The organism is Flavobacterium sp. KH_035, assembly GCF_057839565.1.
The window spans coordinates 2,183,600-2,209,483 of record NZ_CM174492.1; the positions used below are offsets into that span (position 1 = coordinate 2,183,600).

At 34.8% G+C, this 25,884-nt stretch carries 14 protein-coding genes; 10 read left to right on the forward strand and 4 right to left on the reverse strand.

Annotated features, from left to right (window positions below; all coding sequences use genetic code 11):
• Nucleotides 1–88 precede the first annotated feature (88 nt).
• From AC3IS6_RS09465 to AC3IS6_RS09485, 5 genes are all read left to right on the forward strand, one after another.
• Nucleotides 89–2,365 carry a GH92 family glycosyl hydrolase gene (locus AC3IS6_RS09465; RefSeq protein WP_489164648.1) on the forward strand — a complete coding sequence of 759 codons (2,277 nt, stop codon included), beginning with the start codon at nucleotides 89–91 and terminating at the stop codon, nucleotides 2,363–2,365.
• Between the two features lie 125 nt (nucleotides 2,366–2,490).
• The gene (locus tag AC3IS6_RS09470) at nucleotides 2,491–4,776 is read left to right on the forward strand and encodes a GH92 family glycosyl hydrolase (RefSeq protein ID WP_489164649.1); all 2,286 of its coding nucleotides are present in this window, start codon (nucleotides 2,491–2,493) and stop codon (nucleotides 4,774–4,776) included.
• 4 nt (nucleotides 4,777–4,780) lie between these two features.
• A complete protein-coding gene (locus tag AC3IS6_RS09475) occupies nucleotides 4,781–6,241 on the forward strand; it encodes a glycoside hydrolase family 125 protein (RefSeq protein WP_489164650.1) in 1,461 nt (486 codons plus the stop codon).
• A gap of 166 nt (nucleotides 6,242–6,407) precedes the next feature.
• Nucleotides 6,408–7,310 (forward strand): ROK family protein, encoded by a 903-nt coding sequence (locus AC3IS6_RS09480; RefSeq protein ID WP_489164651.1) that lies wholly within the window; start codon nucleotides 6,408–6,410, stop codon nucleotides 7,308–7,310.
• Nucleotides 7,311–7,426: 116 nt separating this feature from the next.
• Entirely contained in the window at nucleotides 7,427–8,431 is a 1,005-nt protein-coding gene (locus tag AC3IS6_RS09485; RefSeq protein ID WP_489164652.1) for an isoaspartyl peptidase/L-asparaginase family protein, read from the forward strand.
• Nucleotides 8,432–9,290: 859 nt separating this feature from the next.
• Here the strand turns inward: AC3IS6_RS09485 and AC3IS6_RS09490 are convergent.
• Together AC3IS6_RS09490 and AC3IS6_RS09495 are read right to left on the reverse strand one after the other, a co-directional pair.
• A complete protein-coding gene (locus AC3IS6_RS09490) occupies nucleotides 9,291–9,839 on the reverse strand; it encodes a DUF4494 domain-containing protein (protein WP_489164653.1) in 549 nt (182 codons plus the stop codon).
• A 123-nt stretch (nucleotides 9,840–9,962) separates the two neighbouring features.
• Entirely contained in the window at nucleotides 9,963–10,679 is a 717-nt protein-coding gene (locus AC3IS6_RS09495) for a S24 family peptidase (RefSeq protein WP_489164654.1), read from the reverse strand.
• A 249-nt stretch (nucleotides 10,680–10,928) separates the two neighbouring features.
• Here AC3IS6_RS09495 and AC3IS6_RS09500 point away from each other — a divergent pair, with 249 nt between their 5' ends.
• A complete protein-coding gene (locus tag AC3IS6_RS09500; protein ID WP_489164655.1) occupies nucleotides 10,929–12,641 on the forward strand; it encodes a hypothetical protein in 1,713 nt (570 codons plus the stop codon).
• A gap of 469 nt (nucleotides 12,642–13,110) precedes the next feature.
• On the forward strand, nucleotides 13,111–15,060 hold the full coding sequence (locus AC3IS6_RS09505; RefSeq protein WP_489164656.1) for an outer membrane beta-barrel protein: 1,950 nt from the start codon (nucleotides 13,111–13,113) through the stop codon (nucleotides 15,058–15,060).
• 101 nt (nucleotides 15,061–15,161) lie between these two features.
• On the opposite strand, the gene AC3IS6_RS09510 is transcribed toward AC3IS6_RS09505, so the two are convergent.
• Nucleotides 15,162–16,259 carry a Ppx/GppA phosphatase family protein gene (locus tag AC3IS6_RS09510; RefSeq protein ID WP_489164657.1) on the reverse strand — a complete coding sequence of 366 codons (1,098 nt, stop codon included), beginning with the start codon at nucleotides 16,257–16,259 and terminating at the stop codon, nucleotides 15,162–15,164.
• 711 nt (nucleotides 16,260–16,970) lie between these two features.
• Nucleotides 16,971–21,872, reverse strand: coding sequence for a T9SS type A sorting domain-containing protein (locus AC3IS6_RS09515; RefSeq protein WP_489164658.1), 4,902 nt, complete (start codon nucleotides 21,870–21,872; stop codon nucleotides 16,971–16,973).
• A gap of 186 nt (nucleotides 21,873–22,058) precedes the next feature.
• On the opposite strand from AC3IS6_RS09515, the gene AC3IS6_RS09520 reads away from it, so the two are divergent.
• The 3 genes from AC3IS6_RS09520 (at nucleotide 22,059) to AC3IS6_RS09530 (ending at nucleotide 25,852) form a co-directional block, all read left to right on the forward strand.
• Nucleotides 22,059–22,793 (forward strand): class I SAM-dependent methyltransferase, encoded by a 735-nt coding sequence (locus AC3IS6_RS09520; protein WP_489164659.1) that lies wholly within the window; start codon nucleotides 22,059–22,061, stop codon nucleotides 22,791–22,793.
• A 202-nt stretch (nucleotides 22,794–22,995) separates the two neighbouring features.
• Entirely contained in the window at nucleotides 22,996–23,505 is a 510-nt protein-coding gene (locus tag AC3IS6_RS09525) for a hypothetical protein (RefSeq protein WP_489164660.1), read from the forward strand.
• A gap of 334 nt (nucleotides 23,506–23,839) precedes the next feature.
• A complete protein-coding gene (locus tag AC3IS6_RS09530; protein ID WP_489164661.1) occupies nucleotides 23,840–25,852 on the forward strand; it encodes a M13 family metallopeptidase in 2,013 nt (670 codons plus the stop codon).
• Nucleotides 25,853–25,884: the final 32 nt, after the last annotated feature.

The window sequence follows — 25,884 nt, forward strand, 5'->3', positions numbered from 1 at the left end:
TTTAGGTTCAAAATTAAAAAATAGCTGTGTAAATCTGTTTAATCAGTGTCATCCGTGGTTAATCAACACAAGTCAATAAAAAAATAATATGTTTACAAAATATAACAAAATAGCTTTTAGCGGGATTTTAGCTTTAAATCTATTTTTTGTCAATCCGGTTGTTTCACAGCAAAAGAAGGCAAAACAAACCAATTTAGATTATACGCAATATGTAAATCCGTTTATTGGCTCTGCGGGTCACGGACACGTATTTGTGGGAGCCAACGTTCCTTTTGGAGCAGTACAGCTCGGGCCTGTAAATGTTTTTGAAGGCTGGGATTGGTGCAGCGGATATAACTATGCCAGCAACACCATTTTGGGTTTTACACATACCCATTTGAGCGGAACGGGAATTGGAGATTTAAACGATATTCTTTTGTTGCCGGTATCTGGAAAAGTGCCGCTTACCAAAGGAACAAAAGAAGATATGACCACGGGTTATGGCTCTTATTTCTCTCATAAAAATGAGGTAAGCAAGGCTGGATATTACAGCGTTGTACTGGACAAATATAAAATTAAAGCAGAGCTGACAGCCAGTGAAAGAGTAGGCTTTCATAAATATACTTTTAATACTACTACAGACAATCACATTTTACTGGATCTTGCAGACGGAATAGGCTGGGACAAACCGGTAAAAACGTTTATTAAAAAAATCAATGAAACCACTCTTGTGGGCTATCGTTATTCTGCAGGCTGGGCTGCCGATCAGCGTATTTTTTTCACAATGGAATTTTCTGAGCCAATTTCTAATATGGCATTGTATGACAGTACCACTGCGGTTGCAGGAAACGAAGGAGAAGCGGTAAAAATGAAAGCTGTTTTGGATTTTAAAACATTAAAAAACAAACAGATATTAGTAAAAGTCGGAATATCTCCGGTAAGTTATGAGAATGCTTCGGCAAACATTAAAGCCGAGATTCCGGGTTGGAATTTTGATGCTGTTACCAAAGAAGCAACTTCAAAATGGAACAAGGAATTGAACAAAATTCAGATCAAAGCTGACGATAAAACGATGAAAGTTTTTTACACGGCCATGTATCACACCATGTTTGCACCTTCCATCTTTAATGATGCCAACGGCGATTACAGAGGTACTGATAAGAAAGTGTATGAAAAAGCAAATTTTACCAACTACACCACTTTTTCACTTTGGGATACGTATCGCGGACTGCATCCATTGTACACCCTTACACAGCCCGACAAAATCAATGATATTGTGAAGTCGTTCCTGGCCATTTATGAGCAGCAGGGGAGATTACCGGTTTGGCATTTAATGGGGAATGAAACCAATACCATGAACGGAAATCACTCCATAGCGGTTATCGTTGATGCTTACATGAAAGGATACAGAGGATATGATGTTGCATTGGCCTACGAAGCCATCAAAAAAACAGCGATGCAAACCCGTGACGGGATGGATTATGTACAAAAACTGGAATATATTCCTGCCGATAAAATGGTGGAATCTGTTGGAAATGCTTTAGAATACGCCATCGACGATTATTGCGTAGCCTTAATGGCCAAAGATCTGAACAAAACCGAAGATTATAATTATTTCTCTAAAAGAGCCAATTTATACAAACTCTATTTCGACAAAGAAACTACGTTCATGAGAGGGAAATTAACCAATGGAAATTGGAGAACACCTTTTAATCCGCTTTCATCAGCACATCGAAAAGATGATTATGTAGAAGGAAATGCCTGGCAGTACACCTGGTTAGTTCCGCAGGATCCATATGGTCTGATCGATTTGTTTGGAAGTGAAGACAAATTTCTGGCCAAATTAGATTCTCTTTTTCTAATAACAGATAAAGTAGAAGGCGAAGAAATCTCTCCGGATATTAGCGGTTTAATAGGGCAGTATGCACAAGGAAACGAGCCGAATCACCATATTCCGTATTTATATGCTTACGCGGGGCAACCTTGGAAAACAGCTAAGTTAATTCGTGAAATTGATGATAAATTTTACTCAACAAAACCGGACGGGTTATGCGGAAATGAAGATTTAGGACAAATGTCAGCCTGGTACGTTTTATCTTCCATGGGATTCTATTCGGTTAATCCGGCAAACGGAATTTATGTATTAGGAAGTCCGTTAGTGAATACAGCAGTTCTACATCATAAAGAAGGTATTTCGTTTACCCTGAAAGCAATCGATAATAGCAAAACAAATATTTATATCCAAAAAGCGGAGTACAACGGGAAACCCTACACAAAATCATACATCACACACGATATGATCGTAAAAGGAGGAGAGCTTAAATTGTTTATGGGAAGCAAACCGTCGATAACTTTTGGAGTGAAAAAAGAAGACAGACCGCTTTAGAATTGTAGATTTTAGATTGCAGATTTTAGAATAAAGAATAAAGAGTATAGATTTAAGAAATGTAGCGTGAGAAAAATTCGATCACAACAGACATCTCACATTTTACATCTTACAATACACATCATATGAAAATAAAAAGTTTAATTTTTTTAGGGATACTACAATGTTGCATTTTTGTAAATGCACAAGTCAAAACCATAGACGCTGTAGAATACGTTAATCCGTTGATGGGGACACAGTCCTTACATAGTCTTTCAAACGGGAACACCTATCCGGCGATTTGCAGACCCTGGGGAATGAATTTCTGGACGCCGCAAACCGGAAAGATGGGTGACGGCTGGGCCTATATTTACACAGCCGATAAGATTAGAGGATTCAAACAAACCCATCAGCCTTCGCCGTGGATGAATGATTACGGACAGTTTTCGATCATGCCGGTAACAGGTAAATTAGCTTTTACAGAGGACGAAAGAGGAAGTTGGTTCAGCCACAAAGCAGAGGTTTCAAAGCCCTATTATTATAACGTTTACCTGGCCGATTATGATGTAACTACAGAAATTACGACTACCGAAAGAGCTGCACATTTCCAGATCACCTTTCCGGAAAATGAGCAGTCTTCTATCGTAATCGATGCTTTTGACAAAGGATCTTACATCAAAATAATTCCGTCTGAGAATAAAATTATCGGTTATACCACCCGCAATAGTGGTGGAGTTCCTGAGAATTTCAAAAACTATTTTGTACTGCAATTCGATAAGCCTTTTGCCACTACTGCTGCCTGGCACGGGAAAGTTTTAGAAAAAGACAAACTCGAATTAAAAGACAATCATGTAGGTGCTGTTATTGGATTTAAAACTAAAAAAGGAGAAATCGTAAACGTAAAAGTTTCCTCTTCATTTATTAGTTTCGAACAAGCCGAATTGAATTTAAAGAACGAATTAGGTACCGCATCGTTTACCGAAACCGTAGCACAATCCAAACAAGAATGGAATAAAGTTTTAGGAAAACTAACTGCCGAAGGCGGAAGCGAAGAACAATTAAAAACGTTTTACTCCTGCTTGTACCGCACCGTTTGTTTTCCGCAAAAGCAGTATGAGATAAATGCAAAAGGTGAAATCGTGCACTACAGTCCGTATAATGGTAAAGTATTGCCGGGTTATATGTATGCAGGAACAGGCTTTTGGGATACTTTCCGTGCCTTGTATCCTTTGTTAAATCTGGTTTATCCTTCAATTAACAAAGAAATGCAGGAAGGACTCATCAACGATTATAAAGAGGGAGGCTTTTTGCCGGAATGGTCAAGCCCGGGATTCCGGGACGTGATGGTAGGAAACAACTCTGCCTCAGTAGTTTCAGATGCTTATATTAAAGGATTACGCGGTTATGACATCAATAAACTGTATGAAGCCTTATTGCATGGAGCCAATAACGAAGGTCCATTGGAAGCAGTAGGAAGAAAAGGAGTATCGTATTACAACACTTTGGGTTACGTTCCTTATGATGTGAAAATCAACGAAAATGCAGCCAGAACCTTAGAATACGCTTATGATGATTTTGCGATTTGGAAATTAGCCAAAGCGCTAAACCGTCCGAAAAAAGAAATCAGTTTGTTCGAAAAAAGGATGATGAATTATAAGAATCTATATAATCCTGAAATCGGTTGGATGAGCGGTAGAAACAAAGACGGAAGCTTTCCGAAAAACTTTAATCCGCTTAAATGGGGAGACGCTTTTACCGAAGGGAATGCTTTGCATTATAGCTGGAGCGTATTCCATGATGTACAGGGTTTGATTGATTTAATGGGAGGACAGAAAAATTTCACGGCCAAATTAGACGCTGTTTTTACAACACCTCCGGTTTTTGATGACAGTTATTACGGATCCGTTATTCATGAAATTCGCGAAATGCAAATTATGAATATGGGACAATATGCACATGGAAATCAGCCTATACAGCACATGATTTATTTGTATAATTATGCCGGAGAGCCTTGGAAAACACAATATTGGTCAAGAGAAGTTATGAATCGTTTGTACAAACCAACCCCGGACGGTTACTGCGGCGATGAAGATAACGGACAAACTTCGGCATGGTATATTTTCTCTGCAATGGGATTCTATCCGGTTTGTCCGGGAACAGACGAGTATGTACTTGGAGCGCCTTTGTTTAAAAAAATTACGTTGGAGCTCGAAAACGGAAAACAATTGGTCATCAATGCGCCAAACAATTCAGCAGACAACAAATACGTTCAGGAATTAAAATGGAACAGCACCACTCATACCAAAAACTTCATAAACCATTTTGAAGTATTAAAAGGAGGTGAATTCAATTTTGATATGAGCAGTAAACCTAATTTACAAAGAGGAACTTCGGCAAGTGCCTATCCATATTCTTATTCAACTTCAAAATAATACTATGCAGTCACGTAGAAAATTTATAAAAAATACAGGGATTTTTTCAGCTGGATTATTAGCCCTTCAAACGGATGTTTTTGGGATGAATTCAGATGCTTTCAATTTTGTACTAAAAGATTTTATTACCAAAAGACCTCCTTTGGCAGAACGAAAATTTACCAGTAAAGCGATTGAAGCTGCCATTGTAAGAATCAAAAAACAAATCGCCAATCCGGAACTCGCCTGGTTGTTTGAAAACTGTTTTCCAAACACCTTAGACACCACTGTCGATTTTGAAATCATTGACGGAAAACCGGACACTTATGTCATTACAGGAGATATCGATGCGATGTGGTTGCGTGACAGTACAGCACAAATTTGGCCGTATATTCCGTTTATAAAAGAAGATAAAAAACTTGCTGAACTGATAAAAGGAGTCATCAATCGTCAGACCAAATGTATCTTACTTGATCCTTATGCGAATGCTTTCTACAAAGATTTTGCGCAAGTAAGTGAGTGGAAAAATGATATGACCAAGATGCAGCCCGGGATTCACGAACGCAAATGGGAGATTGACAGTTTGTGTTACCCAATACGATTGGCACACGGCTACTGGAAAGAAACAGGAGATATTAGTTTGTTCGACAGCAAGTGGAAAGAAGCCATGCTTTTGGTATTGCAGACTTTCAAAGAGCAGCAAAGAATGCATGATAAAGGACCTTACAATTTCCAGCGAGTTACTGCCTGGGCTACAGATGGTGTACCTTTAAGCGGTTACGGTTATCCGGTAAAACCATGTGGATTAATTGTTTCGACTTTCAGACCAAGTGACGACAGTACGCTGTTTGGTTATTTGATTCCGAGTAACATGTTTGCAATTGAAGTATTGGGATATCTGATGGAAATTTTCTCTTTGCCGGCTTTAAAAGATGACAATTTAGTCGCTAAAGCCAAAGAATTGCGTGGGCAGGTTCAAAAAGGATTGGAAGAAAACGGAATCATCGAACATTCAAAATTCGGAAAAATCATTGCTTTTGAAGTAAACGGTTACGGCAGTTTTCACATGATGGACGATGCAAATGTTCCGTCTTTATTGTCGTTACCTTATTTAGGCGCTATCGCACCGGACAATCAACTGTATCTGAATACCCGTAAAGTAGTCCTTTCAGAAAACAATCCGTTTTTCTACAAAGGAAAAGCAGGAGAAGGTATTGGAGGACCACATACCGGAACCGATACCATCTGGCCGATGAGTATTGTTTTAAGAGCCATTACCAGTGTAGACGAACAGGAAATAAAACACTGTATCAGCAATTTGATCAAAACAAATGCCGATACCGGTTTCATGCACGAATCTTTTCATAAAGATGATGTAACCAAATTTACCCGAAAATGGTTTGCATGGGCCAATACCTTATTTGGAGAAATGATTGTACATACCAGTATTCATTATCCTCAAATTTTAAAAGACAAAAACATTTAAACTAAAATATTTGCCATTAAGGAATTCGTAAAACTAGAGATAAGAATATTCACCATTAAGAAATTAAGAAAAATGAAGCAGTTAGACTTAATTTCTTAATGGTGAAAAAAAATAAAACTAAATTTTTCTAATCCCTAATATTGGTTCAAATCCAAAATACAAAAGAATGAATAAAGAATATGCCGTTGGATTAGACATTGGAGGTACACATATCACCGCAGCGATTATTGATATAGTAGACATGAAAGTGATCGATTTTTCACTGCACAAAGAATCTTTCGATTCGAATTTGCCTGTAGCAGAAGTAATGACCATTTGGGAAAAAGCAATTCGTACTGCAATAGAAAATTCTAAAGTAGAAAACACCACAGGATTGGCAGTTTGCATGCCGGGGCCGTTTGATTATACGAATGGTGTTTGCTGGATAAAAGGACAATCTAAATACGAACATTTTTACGGTTTAAATGTTCGTGATTTGTTTCAGGATAAACTGAATCTTTCAAATGATTTTCCGATACTTTTTGAAAACGATGCTGTTTGTTTTGGCAAAGGAGAAGTTTTTAAAAATGCTGAAAATCTTTCTAAAAAAGTAATGGCAATCACATTGGGCACCGGATTAGGAGCTTGTTTTATAGACAAAGGCGAATCGATTAGTACTGGTGATTTAGTACCAAAAGACGGCGAAATATACGATCTGCCTTATAAAGATGGGATTGCTGAAGATTATGTTTCCGCACGTGGACTTATAGCGGGTTATTTCGCTTTAAGCGGAAAAAAAATAAATAACGGATTGGAGCTTTTTAATTTGGCTAAAGCCGAAGATAAAGTAGCGATAGAAGTGTTTGAAAAAATGGGAGAAGATTTAGCAGCGATTGTTATTCCGTGGTTAGAAAAATTCTCGGCAGATGGTTTTATTATTGGAGGGAAAATAGCCAATGCAAGTGAATTTTTTCTGCCGGTTTTCAATAAAAAATTAAAAGAAGCAGGAAGTAACGTTAGCATTTCTGTTTCTACCGATAATGAAATAGCAGCGTTATTAGGCGCAACAAGTTTGCTTTATACAGCATAGTTTTGATTATATTAGATGCCACAGATTAAAATGATTTTCACAGATTAGAAAATCCATTTGGATCCTTTAATCTGTGGTAAAAAAGAACAGTTCGTTGGCTAATACAAAGTATAGATATGACAAATTCAAATCGCAGAAATTTTATAAAAACGGCAGCTATAGCTTCAGTTGCTGTAGCGTTGCAATCTTTCAATTCACATACTGAAGAAGAAGAAAAAAACATAGTTTCTAAAAAAGGAAAAAAGCCAATTGTACTTTCCACCTGGAGATTTGGAATTCAGGCCAATGAAGCGGCTTGGGAAGTTTTAAAAAACAAAGGAACCGCTTTAGACGCTGTCGAAGCCGGAGTTAAAATTCCGGAGGCCGATCCTAAAGAAAGAAGTGTGGGGTACGGCGGACGTCCGGACAGAGATGGCCGCGTAACGTTAGATGCCTGTATCATGGATGAAAATGCCAATATAGGATCAGTTGCTGCTTTAGAATATATTAAACATCCCATATCGGTTGCGAGAGCAGTAATGGAAAAAACACCTCATGTGATGCTGGTAGGTGATGGAGCCTTGCAATTTGCAGTAGCACAAGGTTTCAAAAAAGAAAACCTGTTGACAGAGGAATCTGAAAAAGAATGGAAAGAATGGTTAAAAGACAGTAAATACAAACCCATCGCGAATATTGAAAATCACGATACCATTGGAATGATCGCTTTGGATGCCAACGGAAACCTTTCGGGAGCGTGCACGACAAGCGGAATGGCTTTTAAAATGCACGGACGTGTTGGAGACTCCCCAATTATTGGAGCTGGTTTATATGTTGACAATGAAATTGGAGCTGCAACAGCCACCGGACATGGTGAAGAAGTCATCAGAATTTCGGGTTGTCATCTGGTGGTTGAATTGATGCGACAAGGTAAATCTCCTCAAAAAGCCTGCGAAGAAGCCGTTGCCCGAATTGTAAAATTAACAAAGAACAGAAACAAAGACTTAAAAGACATTCAGGTAGGTTTTATCGCCCTCAACAAAGCCGGAGAATATGGTTCCTATTGTATTCAGGGAGGTTTTAACTATGCCGTTTATGACGATACCGGAAACCGTTTAATCGATGCCGATTTTTTTCTGAAGTAAGAAGAAGTTGACTCTTTATCGTAATTAATTTTGAGAGATCGTAGCGTAATAAAATAGTACTTCTTTGTGATTTTTATGAATCAGGTTCAAAAGTTGTGGAGTGAAAAAAAGTATTCTCTTTATCGTAAAGCACTTTAGGAATGAAAGTGACAGCCTTTTGCAATCTTTAAAGGTTTTACATTTTCCTGTAATTACTTAATTGTAAAAAATAATTTACAGCTTACCCCATAAGTGATAAGTGTTTGGGATCTGTTGCTCTGAAAGAGCCTTAGCAATAGTAGGGTGTGAAGCACCATCAATAATGATGATGATTGTTTAAGCCCTGTAAGGGCGAAAGCATAACCCAAAAAGCACATATCTTATTTTATGATATTTCCGAAAGTAAGTAACTTTTAATTAAGATCTTATACTTTGTTTATTGCTGCTTATGTCCTTTCAGGGCAATATGATTCATTATCTTAATTTATAGTGCGTTGCACTATCTTTATGCTTTTGGGCTTTCAGCCCTTTTTAAACATTTCAAGTCTTTATACCAGAAGGTAGCGCTAATTATAAAATCAGCTGTAATAAAAAGATCTCTTAAATGAAGAGCTGAAATCATTAATAAAAGGAATAACTTCTATCAGCATCACAACATTTTGTATTGATCCATTTTTATTAGAAAGTATACACAAGCTATGTACAAAAAAAAGCTTCGGAGAAATCCGAAGCTTTTGATTTTTATAATCTTAACATGCGTTTAATGATGACTTGAATAAGAAAGAAATCGGTGTAAATCCGCGTTTTCGCTTTAGCGAATCCGTCTCATCTGTGTACACTATATGCAGCTCTTTTGGGTTAATGCATATTAATTTTCAGCCTATTCCTCCATTGCAGTTTCAAATTCCATGTGATCGATGGTTTCTGCTACTGCTTGTGCGGGTTTAGATGCTTTTAGAGCATTGAATCTTTCTAATCGTTCTGATTCACCTTCTTCACCACTGAAATAAGGGAAAACATCCATAATAGGAGATTCAGAGACTGCCGGGATAGAATATTCTCCCATCGTACTTTGCATCACATGCAACGTGTTATCATAAGCTTCTCTTACATCATTTGCCTGAACCAGCATGTACATGTTTGATTTTCTTTCTTTACCGCTTTCTTCATCATAAGCCAATAGAGATACTTTGGATTTAAACCAACGGTCTGTATTTTCAAAAGGGTGAATTTCGGCGTAATTGGCCACTTTTATATTGGTGATTTTGAATTCCTCACTAATAAAAGCCGACATCTCTTCATTAATTCTTCTCTCAGCTTCTGTATAAGACAGAGCATCTACCAAATAAGGTTCTGTTAAAACCTTTTGTCCTCCGGTTTCGTCAGTCTTTCTATATTTTACTTTGCATTCGTACCAAGTTGCGCTCATCTTTGTTATTTTTTAAGGATGCCAAAGATAGATTTTACAGGAAAAAAAACTCGGAATTTACGAAATAGATATTCACAATTTCAAGACTTTTTTGGTAAGATTTTGATTTTTAGAGCTTAACATTTAAAAGGTTGAATTTATTCGAATCGTTGCTTTTACCAAAGCTAATCCTTCAATATTTTTAAGAAGTACCTCCTTTGATTGATACTGGGCGTTTTCACTTACTAATTCGATCCTATCGTCGCCTTTGTCTGATTTTTGAATTCGTCTGATAAGCAGAAATTCTTCAAGATCATCTGTTATGATGGCGGTCAGATATAATTCTCCCCAGATAATATGTTCGGCCTTGTTGCTCATCTTTTTATAGATAATAAGATCTCCACTCTTTAAAATCGGATACATACTATCTCCACTAACATAGACAGCACCATCGCATTTAGGTAAATTGGGAACCGAAACGTAATCTACAGGTTTTTCGGTGTTTTCTTTAAACAAAGAAACGGTGCCTGCAGCAGTCTCAACATCGTATACAGGTATAAATTGTTTTTTAACTGTTTTTACAGTGGTAACTTCGTAAACAGAAGTAGGTTCTTCAATCTGACTCATTTTTATACCCCATTCATATTCAAAAAAAGCAGTATTTTCGAGCATATGACCTTTTCCCGTCAGGAGCCATTCCGGGCTAATTTCAGGATAGATTCGGAGTATCTGCTCTATTTTTGAGGCACCAACATCTTTAACCTTATCTAAAAAACCATTGGAAAGCCCTGTTTCAATGTAAAATTTTCTTCTATTAATTCCTTTATAATCAATTATTTGTAAGATTCTATTTATAATCATTGTAATTATTTTAGATTATTAGATCTTTTTATGGTTTTATATAGGATATAATCTATATATTTGTAAGTAAAAAGACACAAAAACGCGATTTAAGCAAACGTACGAAAAAATATATGAAATACATTAATAAAGTGTAAGATCGTCAAAATTTCAGAAAGGAAATAGAGCTTACTATTGTCGAAGGTTCTTTAAGTTATGAAGTGATAGTCAGGAAAAGAGAGATGAGGTTTAACATAAAAAGAATAAAATATGAATTATACGCCCAGAATAGACCAAAACAATCCGCATCGGGAACAATTAGAAAGAGCTATTACAAATTTGCTTCCATATGTTGAAACAGAAGCCGTTTACCTATCTTGTAATCGAAGTAATAAAGTAATAGTGCTCACTTTTATTTTGAAAGAAGAGTGTGATCAGGATGGAGAGGCTTTGGATGATACAATATTGGATAAGATCATAATGATATATCCCGATTTTATTTTTAAGTTTATTAGTTCTGATAATGCCAGGCTTGGATTTAGAAAAGGGAAACCTTACTTTATTCGGCATTGTACCCTTAAAGAGTTAGTATACTTCAAACCAGGGGCTGAAGTTTTTTACCCTCAAAAAAATACCTCAAAAAAGCTGATAAGGAGAGCTAAGAAAAGATTTTCTCTTGATATGGAAGCTGCTGTGGTGTCTCTTAGAAATGTCTCGGTTTATACCAGAAACAATAATAGTGTTGCGACTGCCTTTGCCTTGTATCAAACCTTGAGATACATCTACATTTGTGCTTCAGAATTTTTTACGCCTGTTTTTATTACTTCTACCTGCTTGTTTGTTCATTATGATTATATAATCGATTTCGCACCCTCTCTAAAGAAAATACTCAATAAAGATGTTGAGATGGATAAAGAGATACTTGAAATGCTTAACAATGCCTATTTCTGCGTGGTGGAGAATAGGAACATAGCTGATATTAATCCCGAGTTGCTTGTTAGAACAAAAACAAAAGTAGAACTGTTACAAAAGGAGATTAATAAGCTATTTCTGGACTATAAAGCGTTGTGCAGTGAGAAGATGCAGAAATTGAGCTATCAAAAATGTATTGGAAGACATATTTTCAACGAGAAGATTCCATCCAATTACTTCATCGAAGATGCTTTGGAGAAAATTGGAGCTGTAATGGCAACGACTTTTGTTATAAGATGTATATATTGTTTTGGTTATATTGTACGCCATAATCAGGACTATGAGGCTAAGAACTATTCGGATAAACTTCCCCGTTATCACTTTTATTTATTGGTAGTGAATCTGGAGAAATCGGAAGAAGATATACCTTTGATGAAAAAATTGATTGATGAAAAATTTAATGCCAATTATAAAGTAACAATTCTGAATCATTGCCCAAAATCGATTCGTAGCAGGAAACTAGATAAAAAACATTTTTTTGATCATATTCTGACGAATGGACTTCTGGCTTACAATATACCAAGCTATCTTCCTTATCCTAAAAAGTGTATTGCGAAATGGGATTCTGATGATAAAGAAAGATATGAGAAACACAAAGTTGCAATGGCACGACAATTTTTTGATGAGGCTCAGTTTTATCTCAACGATGATACGACTACCATTAAAAAAGTCATTTTCAAGAAAGTGATAGAGCAAATTTGCTCAGGGCTCATCTATTTGTATTTGGGATATCTTCCGGATAAGTTACCAATGAGTAGTTTGTTTTCTTTATTAAGATATATTGAAGATGTGGAACTTCCTTTTGATTGCAACAGTGAAAAAGAAAAAATGCTTTTTCAATACCTTTCTGAAACTGCAGTGGTTTCTATAACCAAAGCAACAAGTGATGCAAATCGTGAATATGATAAACTTATTGAGTATAAGTGTATCTTGTTTTTGAAGTATGCAAATGATTTGGCAGAGAAAGTAGCTGAAAAATTAGATTATAAGAAGACACGGTTTTTTAGTTAATTTCCGGATTCTGAAAAGAGTTCTGTTAAAAATTGCACAAAGGCTTTTGACTTGGTGCAATTTTTTCATTTTCTACAGATGGCTTTTTGTGAATATCTTCCGCTTTTTTACCTAATGAAGGTAGAGAGGTTTGTCCTTTTAGAATTAAATAAGCCTTAGAATCTGACTTAGATTATCCTGGCCTTATACTATCTTATCTGATGTTGTTTCTGTGGTACTTCTTTTATGAAAATAATTGAATTGCGGTTTTTTTATTTGTTTTATTTGCGCCAAATTTTACCTTTTTAGGATAGAATTTGAATTTTACTTATGGATCATTACGTTTTTTTTGGACGCGTTACTTGCAAGGGTGATTTACTGTAATTAACAGGCTGTATTGTAGCGGTATTTTATGGAAATATTCTCGATACGATGTTATTGTTTAATAGTATTTAAAGACTGTCGATTTGATAGTATAGTTAATCTTAGAATGAAAAAAATAATTACACTAACATTAATCATTAATTCATTTTTTATTTTTTCTCAGGAAGTGGTTAAAAATGAGAGGAGTGATTCTTCAAAAGTAGAAGTTCTCAAAGAGATCAAAATCATTAAAAATAAGAGAAAAGCAGGAGTTTATAAACTTCACTTACCCAAAGAAATTTTAAAAAATGAAAGTATGGGTAAGACTTTGCGGAGAGTCGAGAACATTACTTTAGATAACAATAAAACCGTTTATTTTAAAGGGAAAAGAATTAAAAATTACATTTATAATGATAAAGTCATAACTCAGGAAGAATTTTTCAAACTATTGTCTGAGAACATTGTTTCTTTTCAAATCGTTGAGAATTATTTTAATTTATCAACTGGTGAGACTGAACTTGTTATCAAAGTAATAGATAATAATGGTAATGTTGATAACATAAAAGGCTCCGTTGACGGAACACTTGGTTTTTTGCAGGAGTTTAATTTTTTAGGCTCTAGTTTATTTTACAAAAGGAATAAATTTTCGACAGTTCTAAATATTTCCGGTCTCAAGAATGTTTCGGATAACAGCTCGGAGGAAACTTATAATGAGCGCGCTTTAAATTATGCGAACCACAGAGTTTTGTATCAGTCTAATTTCTCAATGCTTAACATTTATGAAATCGATAAGTCAAGTAGTATTTCGTTACGAAATAAATACTCGGTAGTAGATGAAAACAGGGTCAGTTTTTTTCCCGATTTATCAGAAGCAGCTTATTTTTTTCTTGTCCGCGATTATAACACCAATGTGAGGTACGAGAAGAGAACAGTAAATGATTTAGAGTATAAACTCAATTTAGACTATGTAAACAGCAATAATAAAATTGAAAACAGATTTAATAAATCGAATCAAAAATTTACAGAATGGACGTTGAGTTCCTCTGTCTCAAAATCAATTAATAAATTATATGTCCAATCGGCATTAGTACTAACGTATCGCAATTATGTTTTTGATAATGTAACAGATAGAAGTGAGGTCAGGCAGAATATTGTTACTCCTTTTGTCAGTTTTAGTTACGATATAAATTCTAATAATTCGTTAGCATTTGGAAACAGATTTCAGTTTTCTGAGGATAAAGTCAATAATGATGTTGTTTTTTACCATAATTTTTATCTGCCAAATTTTACTTATTTCTCGAAAATTGACTCCATATTAGATGTAGAATTCAATTATAAAAGATATGTCATCAGACCAAGTATCAGATCAATTTCTAATTTCACTTATCAGGATTTTAATAACAATTCAGTTGTAAATCCTTCTTATATAGAACCTGAAATCGACAATTCTTTTTCTCTAGATTTAGTAAAGAACATAAAGAAAGTCGATCTAACCTTAAATTTAGGTTATTTAAAATCATCCAATAATATTTCTGTTGTCAATACACTAGATGTATACAAAATGGTTTCTGAAAATGTAAATCTGGATTCCTACAATAGCCGATCAGTGGGTACTTCTGTTTCGTTTAAATTTTATAAAGAATCCAGATTCAACTTAAATTATAGTTATACAAAGTTAAAAATGCAAAAGGCAAATGAAATTCAGAAAGGAGTTGTGAATTATCTTGATTTATCTGTTAGTGGCAATATAGATAAAAGCACTATGTATTCGATTAACTCTTATTATATTGACAGGTTTTATGATTTTAATTTATATCGTTCGGTGAAACCGGATCTTTCATTAAGTGTATCACGTAATTTACTCAAAGACAGACTGAATATTAGCCTGGAGTATAGAAACATATTGAATACTGATGCAAACAGAATGTTGCGATTTAGATATAGTGGCAATGAATATGTGTTAAACAATACCAATACATCTAATATGATCTTAATAAATGCATCCTATAATTTCGGAAAAACATTTAAAGAAAATCGCAAATACATTCGGAATATTAGTTCGGATATGAAGTTGTAAATTCGGGTACCATTCGAAACCTTTTGAAATTTTAGGACGAGACATTTATAACAAAAAAAGCTTCAGATTTCTCTGAAGCTTTGTCTTTATAAGAAGTTGTCTTAAAAATTTGTATTTACTTTTTTAGAACGGTCTGCCACATAGGAGATAAGCCAGGTTATTGGTCCCTCTTTTACAAAGTATATTTTTTTCTTCTCTAAATTAGGAATACTTTCTACGCAAGCTGATAGTATGTTATTTGCTGAAATAAGATATTTCTGGTCGTATATGTTTAATACTCTTGCTGCCTCTTTATTGGTTTTAGAAAGATTGTTAAACTTGTTGAAATTATTCTTTAGGACTGCATCGTAATCGATAATATCTTCAAGGGTTATAGGTAAGAAATGATCTTTGGTGTTTTCATTATAGTATAATGTTGTAAAAGCCCAAACAGCTCCTCCCGACAAATAGATCTTTTCTTTTTTTAGTAAAAGAGGATTTGCATCGAGCATTTCTTTGATCTTCTTACGTACCACCGGGTTAAAATCAAAAGATTTTTCCTGATATACTGACATATCACCCGCCTGGCTTTGGTTTGCAACCGTTTTTTTTACAGCATCGGTAAGCGACATAGTACCAAAGTCAAGTTCTAAAGGCATAAACTCTAATTTACCATCCTGAAGTTCGTCGATATATCCACCTTTAGTACTGGCAGCACCAATATCAAGAAGCAAAGCGTTAGCATAATCAACTGGTGGAATAGAACCTTTAACTAGTATTTTAGCTTCTTCGTCAACATTAATAACATCAAGTTGTTTGTTGGTTAGGGTACTGATTTTGTTTTTTAAAACATCAAGGTTGCGTGCAGATCCAAAAACAGAAGAAGCTACTAAAAAGATATTTTCTTCGGGAATTTTAAATTGAGCTCTGATTTTCGTCAATTGCGTAAAAACAATAAGACCGGCTTTGCTGATGTCTTCCTGAGTAAGTTCGCCATTTGCAGTGATATGTTTGGCAAAACTAAGACCTTCATCATTCGAATAGTAGGCAATTTTATAGTCTGCTTTTTTGATATTGTTTACTTCAAGAACAGTAACCTTTATTGTTCGGCGTCCGATCTCAATTCCGGCATAAAGATTTTTTTGAGCAAATGAACTTATGGAAAAAAATAAACTGAAAAGTATAAAAACTAGAAGTTGGGGGGTGTTTTTTTTAAGCATTGGATTTAATTGTAATGTATTTTTTTTGATAAAGACTGTAGGTTGTTGTTGTTGTTGTTGTTGTTGTTGTTGTTGTTGTTGTTGTTTGAAATTTAAAAGGTTAAGTAAGAAATAATGTTTTTTTAATGTAAATAATTTAAAACTGCAGAAGTGGATTTTTTAAAAGTAATTCAGATTTTTGTCGCGATAGCTTTAAAAAGCAAAAAAGGGTTTCATAATTATTAACATGTAAATGACTAGATTAAAGAGCAATCGCCTATCAATACGGATAAAAAACTGCTAAATATTCAGGGTGCAAATTTATAAAAACAATTACGAATACAAACCCGGTTATTAAGAAAACATATTATTTAATTGTTAAGGCAGTTCCGCAAAGTTAGTGGCATACAGTTCTGTATTTCTAAAGTATTGAAAAAGAAGAATAACAGGAAATAATCTGGTAGAAGTACAGCTATGATATTTATGGGATCTCTTAAAATTATCCTGTTTTCAGCATAGCCCGCGGCAGGAAAAGTAAGGGGTATTGTGCTCCTATTGGTTGAAATTGTAAGGAATATTTGCTGTGGTATTTACAATAAATGTTGATTTTACTTCGTCTTAACTTTTACTCTAGATCCCAATGACCTCAAGTATATTGGTTCAGTTTTTCTAAAAAAAAGACTGCCAGGGATTTGGCAGTCTTTACTATATAGCAACTATAACTTTATAAGATTATTTTTTAGTCACTTTCATGACAGAGGACTGATTAGGGGAAACGATTTTTATAAAATAAGTGCCTTGAGCCAATGGTGACAGATCAACCTTGGTTTGTACAGAGTGAACCGACTGTCTAATGAGTTGCTGACCAGCAAGATTCAATACAATAACTTCTGTCATTTCGTGAGGCATTTCAATGTTTATCATTTCAGAAGTTGGATTTGGGTAAGCCAGTCCCAAGCTTCTGTTTTTCTCAAAAGCGGGATCAGACAAAGTACCTGCATAATATGCAGTATTATCTATTGTCCAGTTACTGCCAGTGGGAGCAGTATTTTTATCGGCTTGAATAGCCGTAAGATTAGGATTTTTTGTGGCATCAAAAGCCCTTAAATTACTATTGTTTTTATTTTCAATATTCAAAGCCGTCAATTGATTGTTAGAGCAATCCAGATAAGTTAAGTCCTTATTTTTAGTTGCATCCAAAGAGGTCAATTGATTGAACGAACAATCTAAATAGGTCAAAGCAATATTTTTGGTTATGTCTAAAGCGAAAGCATTGGCTAAGACAGCATTTTTAGTGCTGTTTTTTGTGCCTCCTAATTTATTATGCGAGCTATCCAAATAAGTCAAAGCTGTATTTTGGCTTACATCCAAAACGGTTAGCTGATTATAAGAGCAGTTTAAATAAGTCAAAGCGATATTTTTACTGACATCCAAAGCGGTCAATTGATTTCCGGAACAGTTTAATTTAGCCAATGTCTTATTTTTTGTCAGATCCAAAACAGTCAATTGATTTCGATGACTATACAAAGTGTCTAAAACGATATTTCGTGTTACATCCAAATCGGTCAATGCGTTATCAGAACAATCTAAAGTCCGCAATGCCACAAAATCCTGTATTCCTTTTAAATTTGTAATTTTTCTGTATGAAATGTCTAAACGGCTTAGATTTTCAATCTTAGAAGTCAGTATTTTCCCGTCTATCTTGCCAGAGTCTATTCCCTGATCAATCAACGATTGTTCAAAGTTAGTGTCAGGAATAGCGGTGTATCTAGGTAGAATACAAGCGATCGTACTATAATTTGCCGTAACATCTTTTACCCAACCCGTATTTGGAGCTGTGACATTATCGGCTTGAATGCAGGTCAGTTCCGGATTCAAGGTAGAATTAAAAGTGGTTATCGTGCTGTTATTTCCATTTTTAACATTCAAATCCAGTAATTTATTAGAAAAGCAATACAATTGGGTTAAATGCGCATTCTTACTTACATCCAAAGCGATCAATTGATTGTTGCCACAATGAAAACTAAGCAAAAGAGGGTTTTTAGTTACATCCAATGTGCTTAGCTGATTTTGAAAACAATTCAAATATTCTAAAGCTGCATTTTTAGTTACCTCTAAATCTGTCAATTTATTACTGCCGCAAAACAGTGCTTTTAGAGCTGTGTTGTTGGTTACATTTAAGGAATTCAATTGATTATAGGAGCAATTCAATGAAGTCAAACCTGTATTTGGGGTTACCTCTAAAACACTCAATTTATTATTATTGCAATTCAAATCGATCAAAGTTGTACTCTTTGTTAAAGTTAAAGTGGCCAGTTGATTAGAATAGCAATATAGATTAGTCAGGGTATTATTTTGAGTAACATCCAAAGCGGTCAATTTGTTTGAACTGCAATCTAAATAAGTTAAAGCAGTATTTTTGCTTACATCCAAAGCAAGTAATTGATTTGAAAGACAACGTAAATCGGTCAATGCTGTATTTTGTGTAACATCCAAAGTCGCCAGTTTATTAGCGGTACAATCTAACTTGGTCAAGCCTGTATTTTTGGTTACATTTAAAGAAGTCAATTGATTACCAATGCTCTCCAGCTCAACTAAAGCGGTATTTAGTGTTAGATTCAAAGTGGTCAATTGATTATAACTGAAATACAAGCCTGTCAAAGCAGTATTTTTAGTAATATCTAAAGTAGTCAGTTGATTTCTGGTACAATTTAATAAAGTCAAAGCAGTGTTTTTGGTAACATCTAAACTTGTCAATTGATTGTAATTGCAATATAAAGTCTGCAAAGCCACAAAATCCTGTATCCCTGTTAAATTTGAGATATTCTTATTAGAGACATTCAGGCTGGTTAGGTTGGCAATATTAGCAGTCGGTATTTTTCCGTCAATGCTACCCGAGTCGTAGCCTAAACTAATCAAAGCCAGCTCAAAATTGGGATCCGGAATGTTGGTGTAAGTTTGTACTGAACAAGCTGTAATGCTATAGTTTGCTTTAGGATCTTTTCTCCATCCAGAATTTGGAGCCGTGGTATTATCAGCCTGAATACAGGTAAGTTTGGGATTCTGTGTAACATCAAAATCGGTTATTTTACTATTATTTCCGTTTTTAATATTCAAAGTAGTCAATTGGTTTGAATAGCTTTTCAACTTATTCAGGGCAGTGTTTTTGCTTAAATCCAAAGTGGTTAATTGGTTTGAATAACAAGTCAAATCAGTCAAAGCAATATTTTTGGTTACATCCAAAGTGGTCATTTGGTTGCTATTACACCATAAAGTAGTTAAAGCTGTATTTTTGCTTAGGTCTAAAGTGGCAAACTGATTTGAATAACATTGTAATACGGTCAAGGCGGTATTGTTATTTAGATTTAAAGCGTTCAGTTGATTATCAAAACAATAGAGGACACTTAGAGCAGTATTTTTGGTAATATCTAAAGCGGTCAATTTATTGCTGCTGCAATACAGGGTAGTCAAAGCTGTATTTTTACTTACATCCAAGGTGGTTAATTTATTTGCATAGGACTGTAATGTAGTTAAAGCTGTATTTTGGGTTACATCCAAAGTAGACAACGGATTTGATCCGCAAATCAATTCTGTCAGAGCTGTATTTTGGCTTACATCCAAAGCAGTCAGTTTATTTAACCAACATACCAATTGAGTCAAAGAGAGATTTTTACTCACATCCAGAGCTGCCAATTCATTGGTATTGCAAATCAAAACAGTCAACGCAGTATTTTTGGTTACGTCCAAAGCTGTCAATACATTTCCTCGGCAATTCAAACTAGTCAGAGCTGAATTCTGGGTTACATTCAAGCTGGATAATAAATTTGAGGAGCAATCTAAAGTTTTCAAAGCTATAAAGTCCTGTATCCCTGTTAAGTTTGCAATGCCCTTATTGGAAACATTCAAATTGGTTACACGAATAATATTATCAGTAAGCACCTTTCCGTCTGTGCTGCCGGAATCGTATCCCATAGCAATAAGCTCTCTCTCAAATTTTACATCTGGGATTGCCGTGTAACAGGCAGTTGTACTATAGTTTGCAATGTTGTCTTTGGTCCAGCCAGAGTTTGGAGGATTTATACCGTCGGACTGGATGCACTTAAGATTAGAATTGCTTCTGGCATCAAAAAATGATATATTGGTGTTGTTTCCGTTTTTAATATTTAAAGTCGCCAATTGATTGTTGTTGCAAGTCACAGCTGTTAAAGTTGTGTTTTTGCTAAGATTCAAAGCGATTAGCTTGTTGGAACTGCAATTCAAAATTTTTAATGCTGCAAAATCCTGTATCCCTGTTAAATCTGCGATATTTTTATCGGATATCTCTAAATTGGTTACGGCGGCAATATTGGAAGTAAGTACTTGCTTATCTAAAGGGGCAGAATCATAACCAAGATCAATTAAGGCTTGTTCAAAATTAGGATCTGGAATTGATGTATATCCGGTTGCGGCACAAAAAGTACTATAATTTGCAGCAGCATCTTTGAGCCAGGATGAATTTGGAGGAGTTAGGTTATCAGCCTGGATACAGGAGAGGGTAGGATTATCTGTAGCATCAAAACTCATTATATTGCTGTTGTATCCGTTTTTAACATTTAAGGATACTAACTTATTGGAATAACAATAAAAGGATGATAAAGCAGTATTTTGACTTACGTCCAGAGTGGTCAATAAATTAGAAAAGCAATTCAAATAAGACAGTGAAGTATTTTTGCTTACATCTAAAACGGTTAATTTATTCTCTCTGCATTGTAAAAAATTCAAGGATGTATTTTTACTTACATCCAAAGCAGTCAATTGATTTAAGTAACAATTTAATGTAGTTAATGCGGTATTTTTGCTGACATCCAAAGAGGTCAATTGATTTAATTCACAATAGAGTATTTCTAAAGCTGTATTTTTGCTCACATCCAAAGAGGTAAATGAATTTCCGCCACATTGTAAATTGGTTAAAGCAGTATTTTGAGATAAATCCGGGGCCTGATCAAATTTATTTACAATGCAATACAATCTGTTTAAAGCTTTGTTTTTGGTTAGATCCAAAGCTGATAATTGATTGTTACCGCAATCGAAATCTGTCAAAGCCAGATTTTGGGTTACATCCAAAGAGGTAAATGCATTTTTAGCGGCAAACAGAATAGTCAAAGCCCGATTTTTGGTGAGATCTAAACTGGTTAACAGATTTTTAGTGCAATCTAAATCGGTCAAAGCAGTATTTTTAGTGACATCTAAAGCGGTCAATTGGTTATAAGAACACTTCAAATTAGTCAAAGCTGTATTTTGTGTTACATCCAAAACCGTTAATTGATTTGAGCCACAATCCAAATTAATCAAAGCGGTATTTTTGCTGACATCCAAAGTGGTCAATTTATTGCCTTCGCAACTCAAAGTTTTTAAAGCTGTAAAATTTTGTATCCCGGTTAAATTTGAAATATTATCACTGGTAAGATACAAAGCCGTTATATTGGCAATTCTGGAAGTAAGTACTTTTCCGTCTATAGCACCAGAATCGATACCTTGATTAATCAAGGCTTGCTCAAATTTAGCATCAGGAATAGCCGTGTACTGTGCATTGGCTGTAAGACATAAAAAAAATAACATTGCAAAGAATGTTGTAAAGAGTTTGTTGTTTCTCATTTAATTATGGTTAATTTTATGTGTTGCAAGATATTGTATTCTCTTATAAATTACAACAAAATGCCTATAGGCTTTAGTAAGATATTTTATATATTCGCTGTTAACGCTAATCAATCTTATCGGGCAAACTTGTGATGCATTCAGGAGAAGATCCAGGGGAGTGAGGTTTAATAAATAAATGAAGAGATGAAACAGAATATTTACGATGATACAGATTTTTTTGAAAACTATGGTAAAATGGCGCGTTCGATTGATGGTTTGAATTCGGCAGGAGAGTGGCATGTTTTAAAAAAGATGCTGCCTGATTTTCAAGGGAAAAATGTTCTTGATTTGGGTTGTGGTTATGGATGGCATTGTATTTACGCAAAAGAACAAGGTGCAGAGAGTGTCATTGGAATTGATTTGTCAAAAAAAATGATTGATAAAGCAAAGGAAAAATCAAAAGGATTATCAATAGAATATTATCAAATGCCAATAGAAGATATTGAATTTGAAAAGGAGCAGTTTGATGTTATTTTTAGTTCACTTACCTTTCATTATATACAAGACCTGGAAGCTCTTTTTCGTAAAATCAATAAGTATTTAAAGAAGGGCGGAAGTTTTGTTTTTTCTATGGAACACCCTGTTTTTACAGCAAAAAGTGAGCAAGATTGGTTTAAAGACGAAAATGGAAACCGACTACATTGGCCAGTTGACAATTACCAGTACGAAGGAGCGAGAGAAACCTTTTTTTTAGGTCATAAAGTAGTAAAATACCATCGAACAGTAGCAAGTATTCTAAATATTGTAGTTGATTCAGGTTTTAGTATTATACAAATATCGGAACCAAAACCATCAGAGGAAATTATTGAAAAATATCCGGAAATGAAAGACGAGCTAAGAAGGCCAATTTTTATTATGGTTGCTGCTTGTAAATCATAAATTAATGAATTTTAGAATGCAAATAGTACACAGATTATACGGATTCGCTAGGCGAAAACGCTGATAAAAATGATTTTAAATGTTTTTCCCTTTTCATAGCTTCTGATTTTGAATCTAAATGATTTGCCAAATCCGAAGAATGGGCTTAATTTAGTTCCAGACTCAGCAGTAGTCCCCGAAAATTGACGACAAGTTTTAAAAAATGAGAACACGAATTTTAATAATATTATTTCTGACTTTTTTGATTTCAAGTAGATCAGCTGCTTGCGAGTGTAAAATCCCTAAAAGTTTAAAAGAAATTCAAAATAGAGAGTTTACAAATTCAAAGTATATTTTCGTCGGAGAAGTTTTAAAAATTGATGCTAAAAAACATACTTTTGAAATTAAAGTTATTGAATCTTTTAAGGGAGTAAAAAACGGAAAAGTGTACAGCGGAATATATAGAGAATCATGTGGGCCTGTAATTGATGAAGTTGGAAAATGGCTGATTTACGCAAAGTCTTCCACAGGTAATGTGATTAAAATAAATATTTGTGGGTTAACGAGAAGTTTTAAGAATCCTGAACATAATATTTCTGCAACAAAACTGCCAAAACCACCGTCTCCGAATGCGTCAAAATCTCAAATTAAAAAGGAAACGGCTGATCGGAAATTAAGATCAAAGTCTGATCTAGAAAACGAAATAACTAATTTGAGAATAAGAAGTAAATAAAAACCTGTTGCCAACAGCCACTACAACGAATTTGGGCAATAACGTTGATTGAAAGTTGGTTTTGTATTTGGGATGATTTTGTAAGTCTGAATAACGGGAATAATTTAGTCGTAAATCTGCTGTAGCCCCGTAACATTATAATGAGTTACTATAATTAACGATAACTAACGGCTTATAATTCTGATTTTTTTAAGTGGTAATTATAAGAAAACTTCAGAATTAAAAACTGAATTCGTATATTGTTCTGCTAAAATCAAATATGCCAGGCATATACATTTTAAAATACCTGCTTTCAAACGTTTTTCAGTTCATTTTAATAGAAATCATTTAGATTATGAAAAAATCATTAATGCTCTTCATTGCATTCTTAGCTTTAACAGCGTGCTCTAAACATCAAAAGGAAAAAAATATTGCTATCACCGGAATAGATTCCACATTGCGGCCTGGTAATGATTTTTTTAAATATGTAAATGGTAAATGGTATGATTCTGTATCAATACCTGCATCTCAAGCCGGAGTTGGTGTCTACATGTTCATGAATTACCCGCAACGAATGCGTCTGCAAGGAATATTGGACAGTATTTCGCAAAGTAAGAATTCAGCAGGAAGTATAGCACAAAAGGTAGGTGATTTTTATGCATCAGGTATGGACACTGTAACTATTGACAAACGCGGTTATGCACCTATCAAACCTCTATTGGCCAAAATTGAGGCAATTAGCGATTTACCGTCTTTAATGAACTTTGTAGTTAATGAAGTAAAAGTGGGCAATTCTTCTATTATAGCTTTTGGAGTGTCAACCGATGATAAAAATAGCAGTATGAACATTGCTCAAATCTATCAAACGGGTATCGGTTTGCCTGACAGGGACTATTATTTCAAATCAGATGCACCAACTGTTGCGATACAGGAATCGTACAAAAAATACCTAACTACATTATTTCAACAAACAGGCAGCAATGCCGAAGAGGCTAAAAAGAATGCTAATTTGGTGTATGATATAGATAAACAACTTGCGGTTGCGCATAAAACAAAAGTTGAGCTTCGGGATGTGCAGGCCAATTATAATAAAATAGCTGTAACAGATCTTGTAAAAAGACATTCCAACATAGGCTGGACTGCTTTTTTAAATAATTTAGGGGCTAAAACCGATTTCATTAATGTTGGCCAACCTGCTTATTATGATGCCCTTAATAAACTTTTAAAATCTGTTCCTATTGCTAATTGGAAGATTTACCTGAAAGCAAATTCGTTAGAAAGATATGCCGATGATTTAAGTAAACCTTTTGTAGATGCCTCATTTGAATATACCAAAGTGCTTTCTGGTCAGGCTGTTCAAAAATCACGTGGCGAAAAAATGGCTAGTGTTCTTGATGCTTACTTAGGTGACGCATTGGGCGAATTGTATGTTAAGAAATATTTTTCGGAAGATGCTAAAAAACGTATGTTAATCCTCGTGAATAATTTGCAAAAAGCTTATGCCATAAGAATTGATAAATTGGAATGGATGAGTCCTGTTACAAAACAAAAAGCGAAAGAAAAATTGGCCGCCATGACTAAGAAAATAGGATATCCGGATAAATGGAGAGACTATAGCAAGGTGCATATTGCCAGAGATGCTTATTTTGAGAATATGGTTTCGGCCGCTACAGTTGCCTATCAATTTCAATTGGCAAAATTGGGCAAACCGGTTGATAAATCAGAATGGTATACGACAGTTCCAACCGTTACGGCATATAACAATCCTACTGCAAATGAAATTGTTTTTCCTGCAGGTATTTTACAGCCTCCCTATTTTGATAATAATGCAGATGATGCACTTAACTATGGAGGTATCGGAATGGTGATTGGTCACGAAATAACCCATACTTTTGACGATCAGGGTGCGCAATATGATAAGGATGGTAACTTAAAAAACTGGTGGACAAAAGAGGATTATGCACAGTTTAAATCAAGAGTACAGCAGGTGATCAATTTGTACAGCACCTATACTGTTTTGGGTGATCTGCACGTTAATGGTGCCATGACAGTTGGTGAAAATACAGCAGATATTGCAGGATTAGCAGTCGCTTATGATGCTTTTAAAATGACCGAACAAGGAAAAGGGAACACAAAAATAGACGGTTTTACTCCAGACCAGCGTTTCTTTATTTCGTTAGCCAAAATATGGAGAGTAAAAATGAAAGACGAGTTCCTTCGTTTGTGGATTAATAATAACCCCCATTCTCCACCAATTTGGCGTGTGAATGGTACTTTAATGAATACTACACCTTTTTACGAAGCATTTAATGTACAACCCGGAGATAAAATGTTTTTGCCGAAAAAAGACAGAATAACGATTTGGTAATTTCGCTCTTCGAAGTATTTCTGTAAAAATTT

Bases quoted from the DNA above. Each gene is read 5' to 3' on its own strand.
- AC3IS6_RS09520 (WP_489164659.1), top strand. From the start codon at position 22,059: ATGAAACAGAATATTTACGATGATACAGATTTTTTTGAAAACTATGGT.
- AC3IS6_RS09510 (WP_489164657.1), bottom strand. From the start codon at position 16,259: ATGCTTAAAAAAAACACCCCCCAACTTCTAGTTTTTATACTTTTCAGT.
- AC3IS6_RS09500 (WP_489164655.1), top strand. From the start codon at position 10,929: ATGAATTATACGCCCAGAATAGACCAAAACAATCCGCATCGGGAACAA.
- AC3IS6_RS09530 (WP_489164661.1), top strand. From the start codon at position 23,840: ATGAAAAAATCATTAATGCTCTTCATTGCATTCTTAGCTTTAACAGCG.
- AC3IS6_RS09480 (WP_489164651.1), top strand. From the start codon at position 6,408: ATGAATAAAGAATATGCCGTTGGATTAGACATTGGAGGTACACATATC.
- AC3IS6_RS09495 (WP_489164654.1), bottom strand. From the start codon at position 10,679: ATGATTATAAATAGAATCTTACAAATAATTGATTATAAAGGAATTAAT.
- AC3IS6_RS09470 (WP_489164649.1), top strand. From the start codon at position 2,491: ATGAAAATAAAAAGTTTAATTTTTTTAGGGATACTACAATGTTGCATT.
- AC3IS6_RS09505 (WP_489164656.1), top strand. From the start codon at position 13,111: ATGAAAAAAATAATTACACTAACATTAATCATTAATTCATTTTTTATT.
- AC3IS6_RS09515 (WP_489164658.1), bottom strand. From the start codon at position 21,872: ATGAGAAACAACAAACTCTTTACAACATTCTTTGCAATGTTATTTTTT.
- AC3IS6_RS09485 (WP_489164652.1), top strand. From the start codon at position 7,427: ATGACAAATTCAAATCGCAGAAATTTTATAAAAACGGCAGCTATAGCT.
- AC3IS6_RS09465 (WP_489164648.1), top strand. From the start codon at position 89: ATGTTTACAAAATATAACAAAATAGCTTTTAGCGGGATTTTAGCTTTA.
- AC3IS6_RS09475 (WP_489164650.1), top strand. From the start codon at position 4,781: ATGCAGTCACGTAGAAAATTTATAAAAAATACAGGGATTTTTTCAGCT.
- AC3IS6_RS09525 (WP_489164660.1), top strand. From the start codon at position 22,996: ATGAGAACACGAATTTTAATAATATTATTTCTGACTTTTTTGATTTCA.
- AC3IS6_RS09490 (WP_489164653.1), bottom strand. From the start codon at position 9,839: ATGAGCGCAACTTGGTACGAATGCAAAGTAAAATATAGAAAGACTGAC.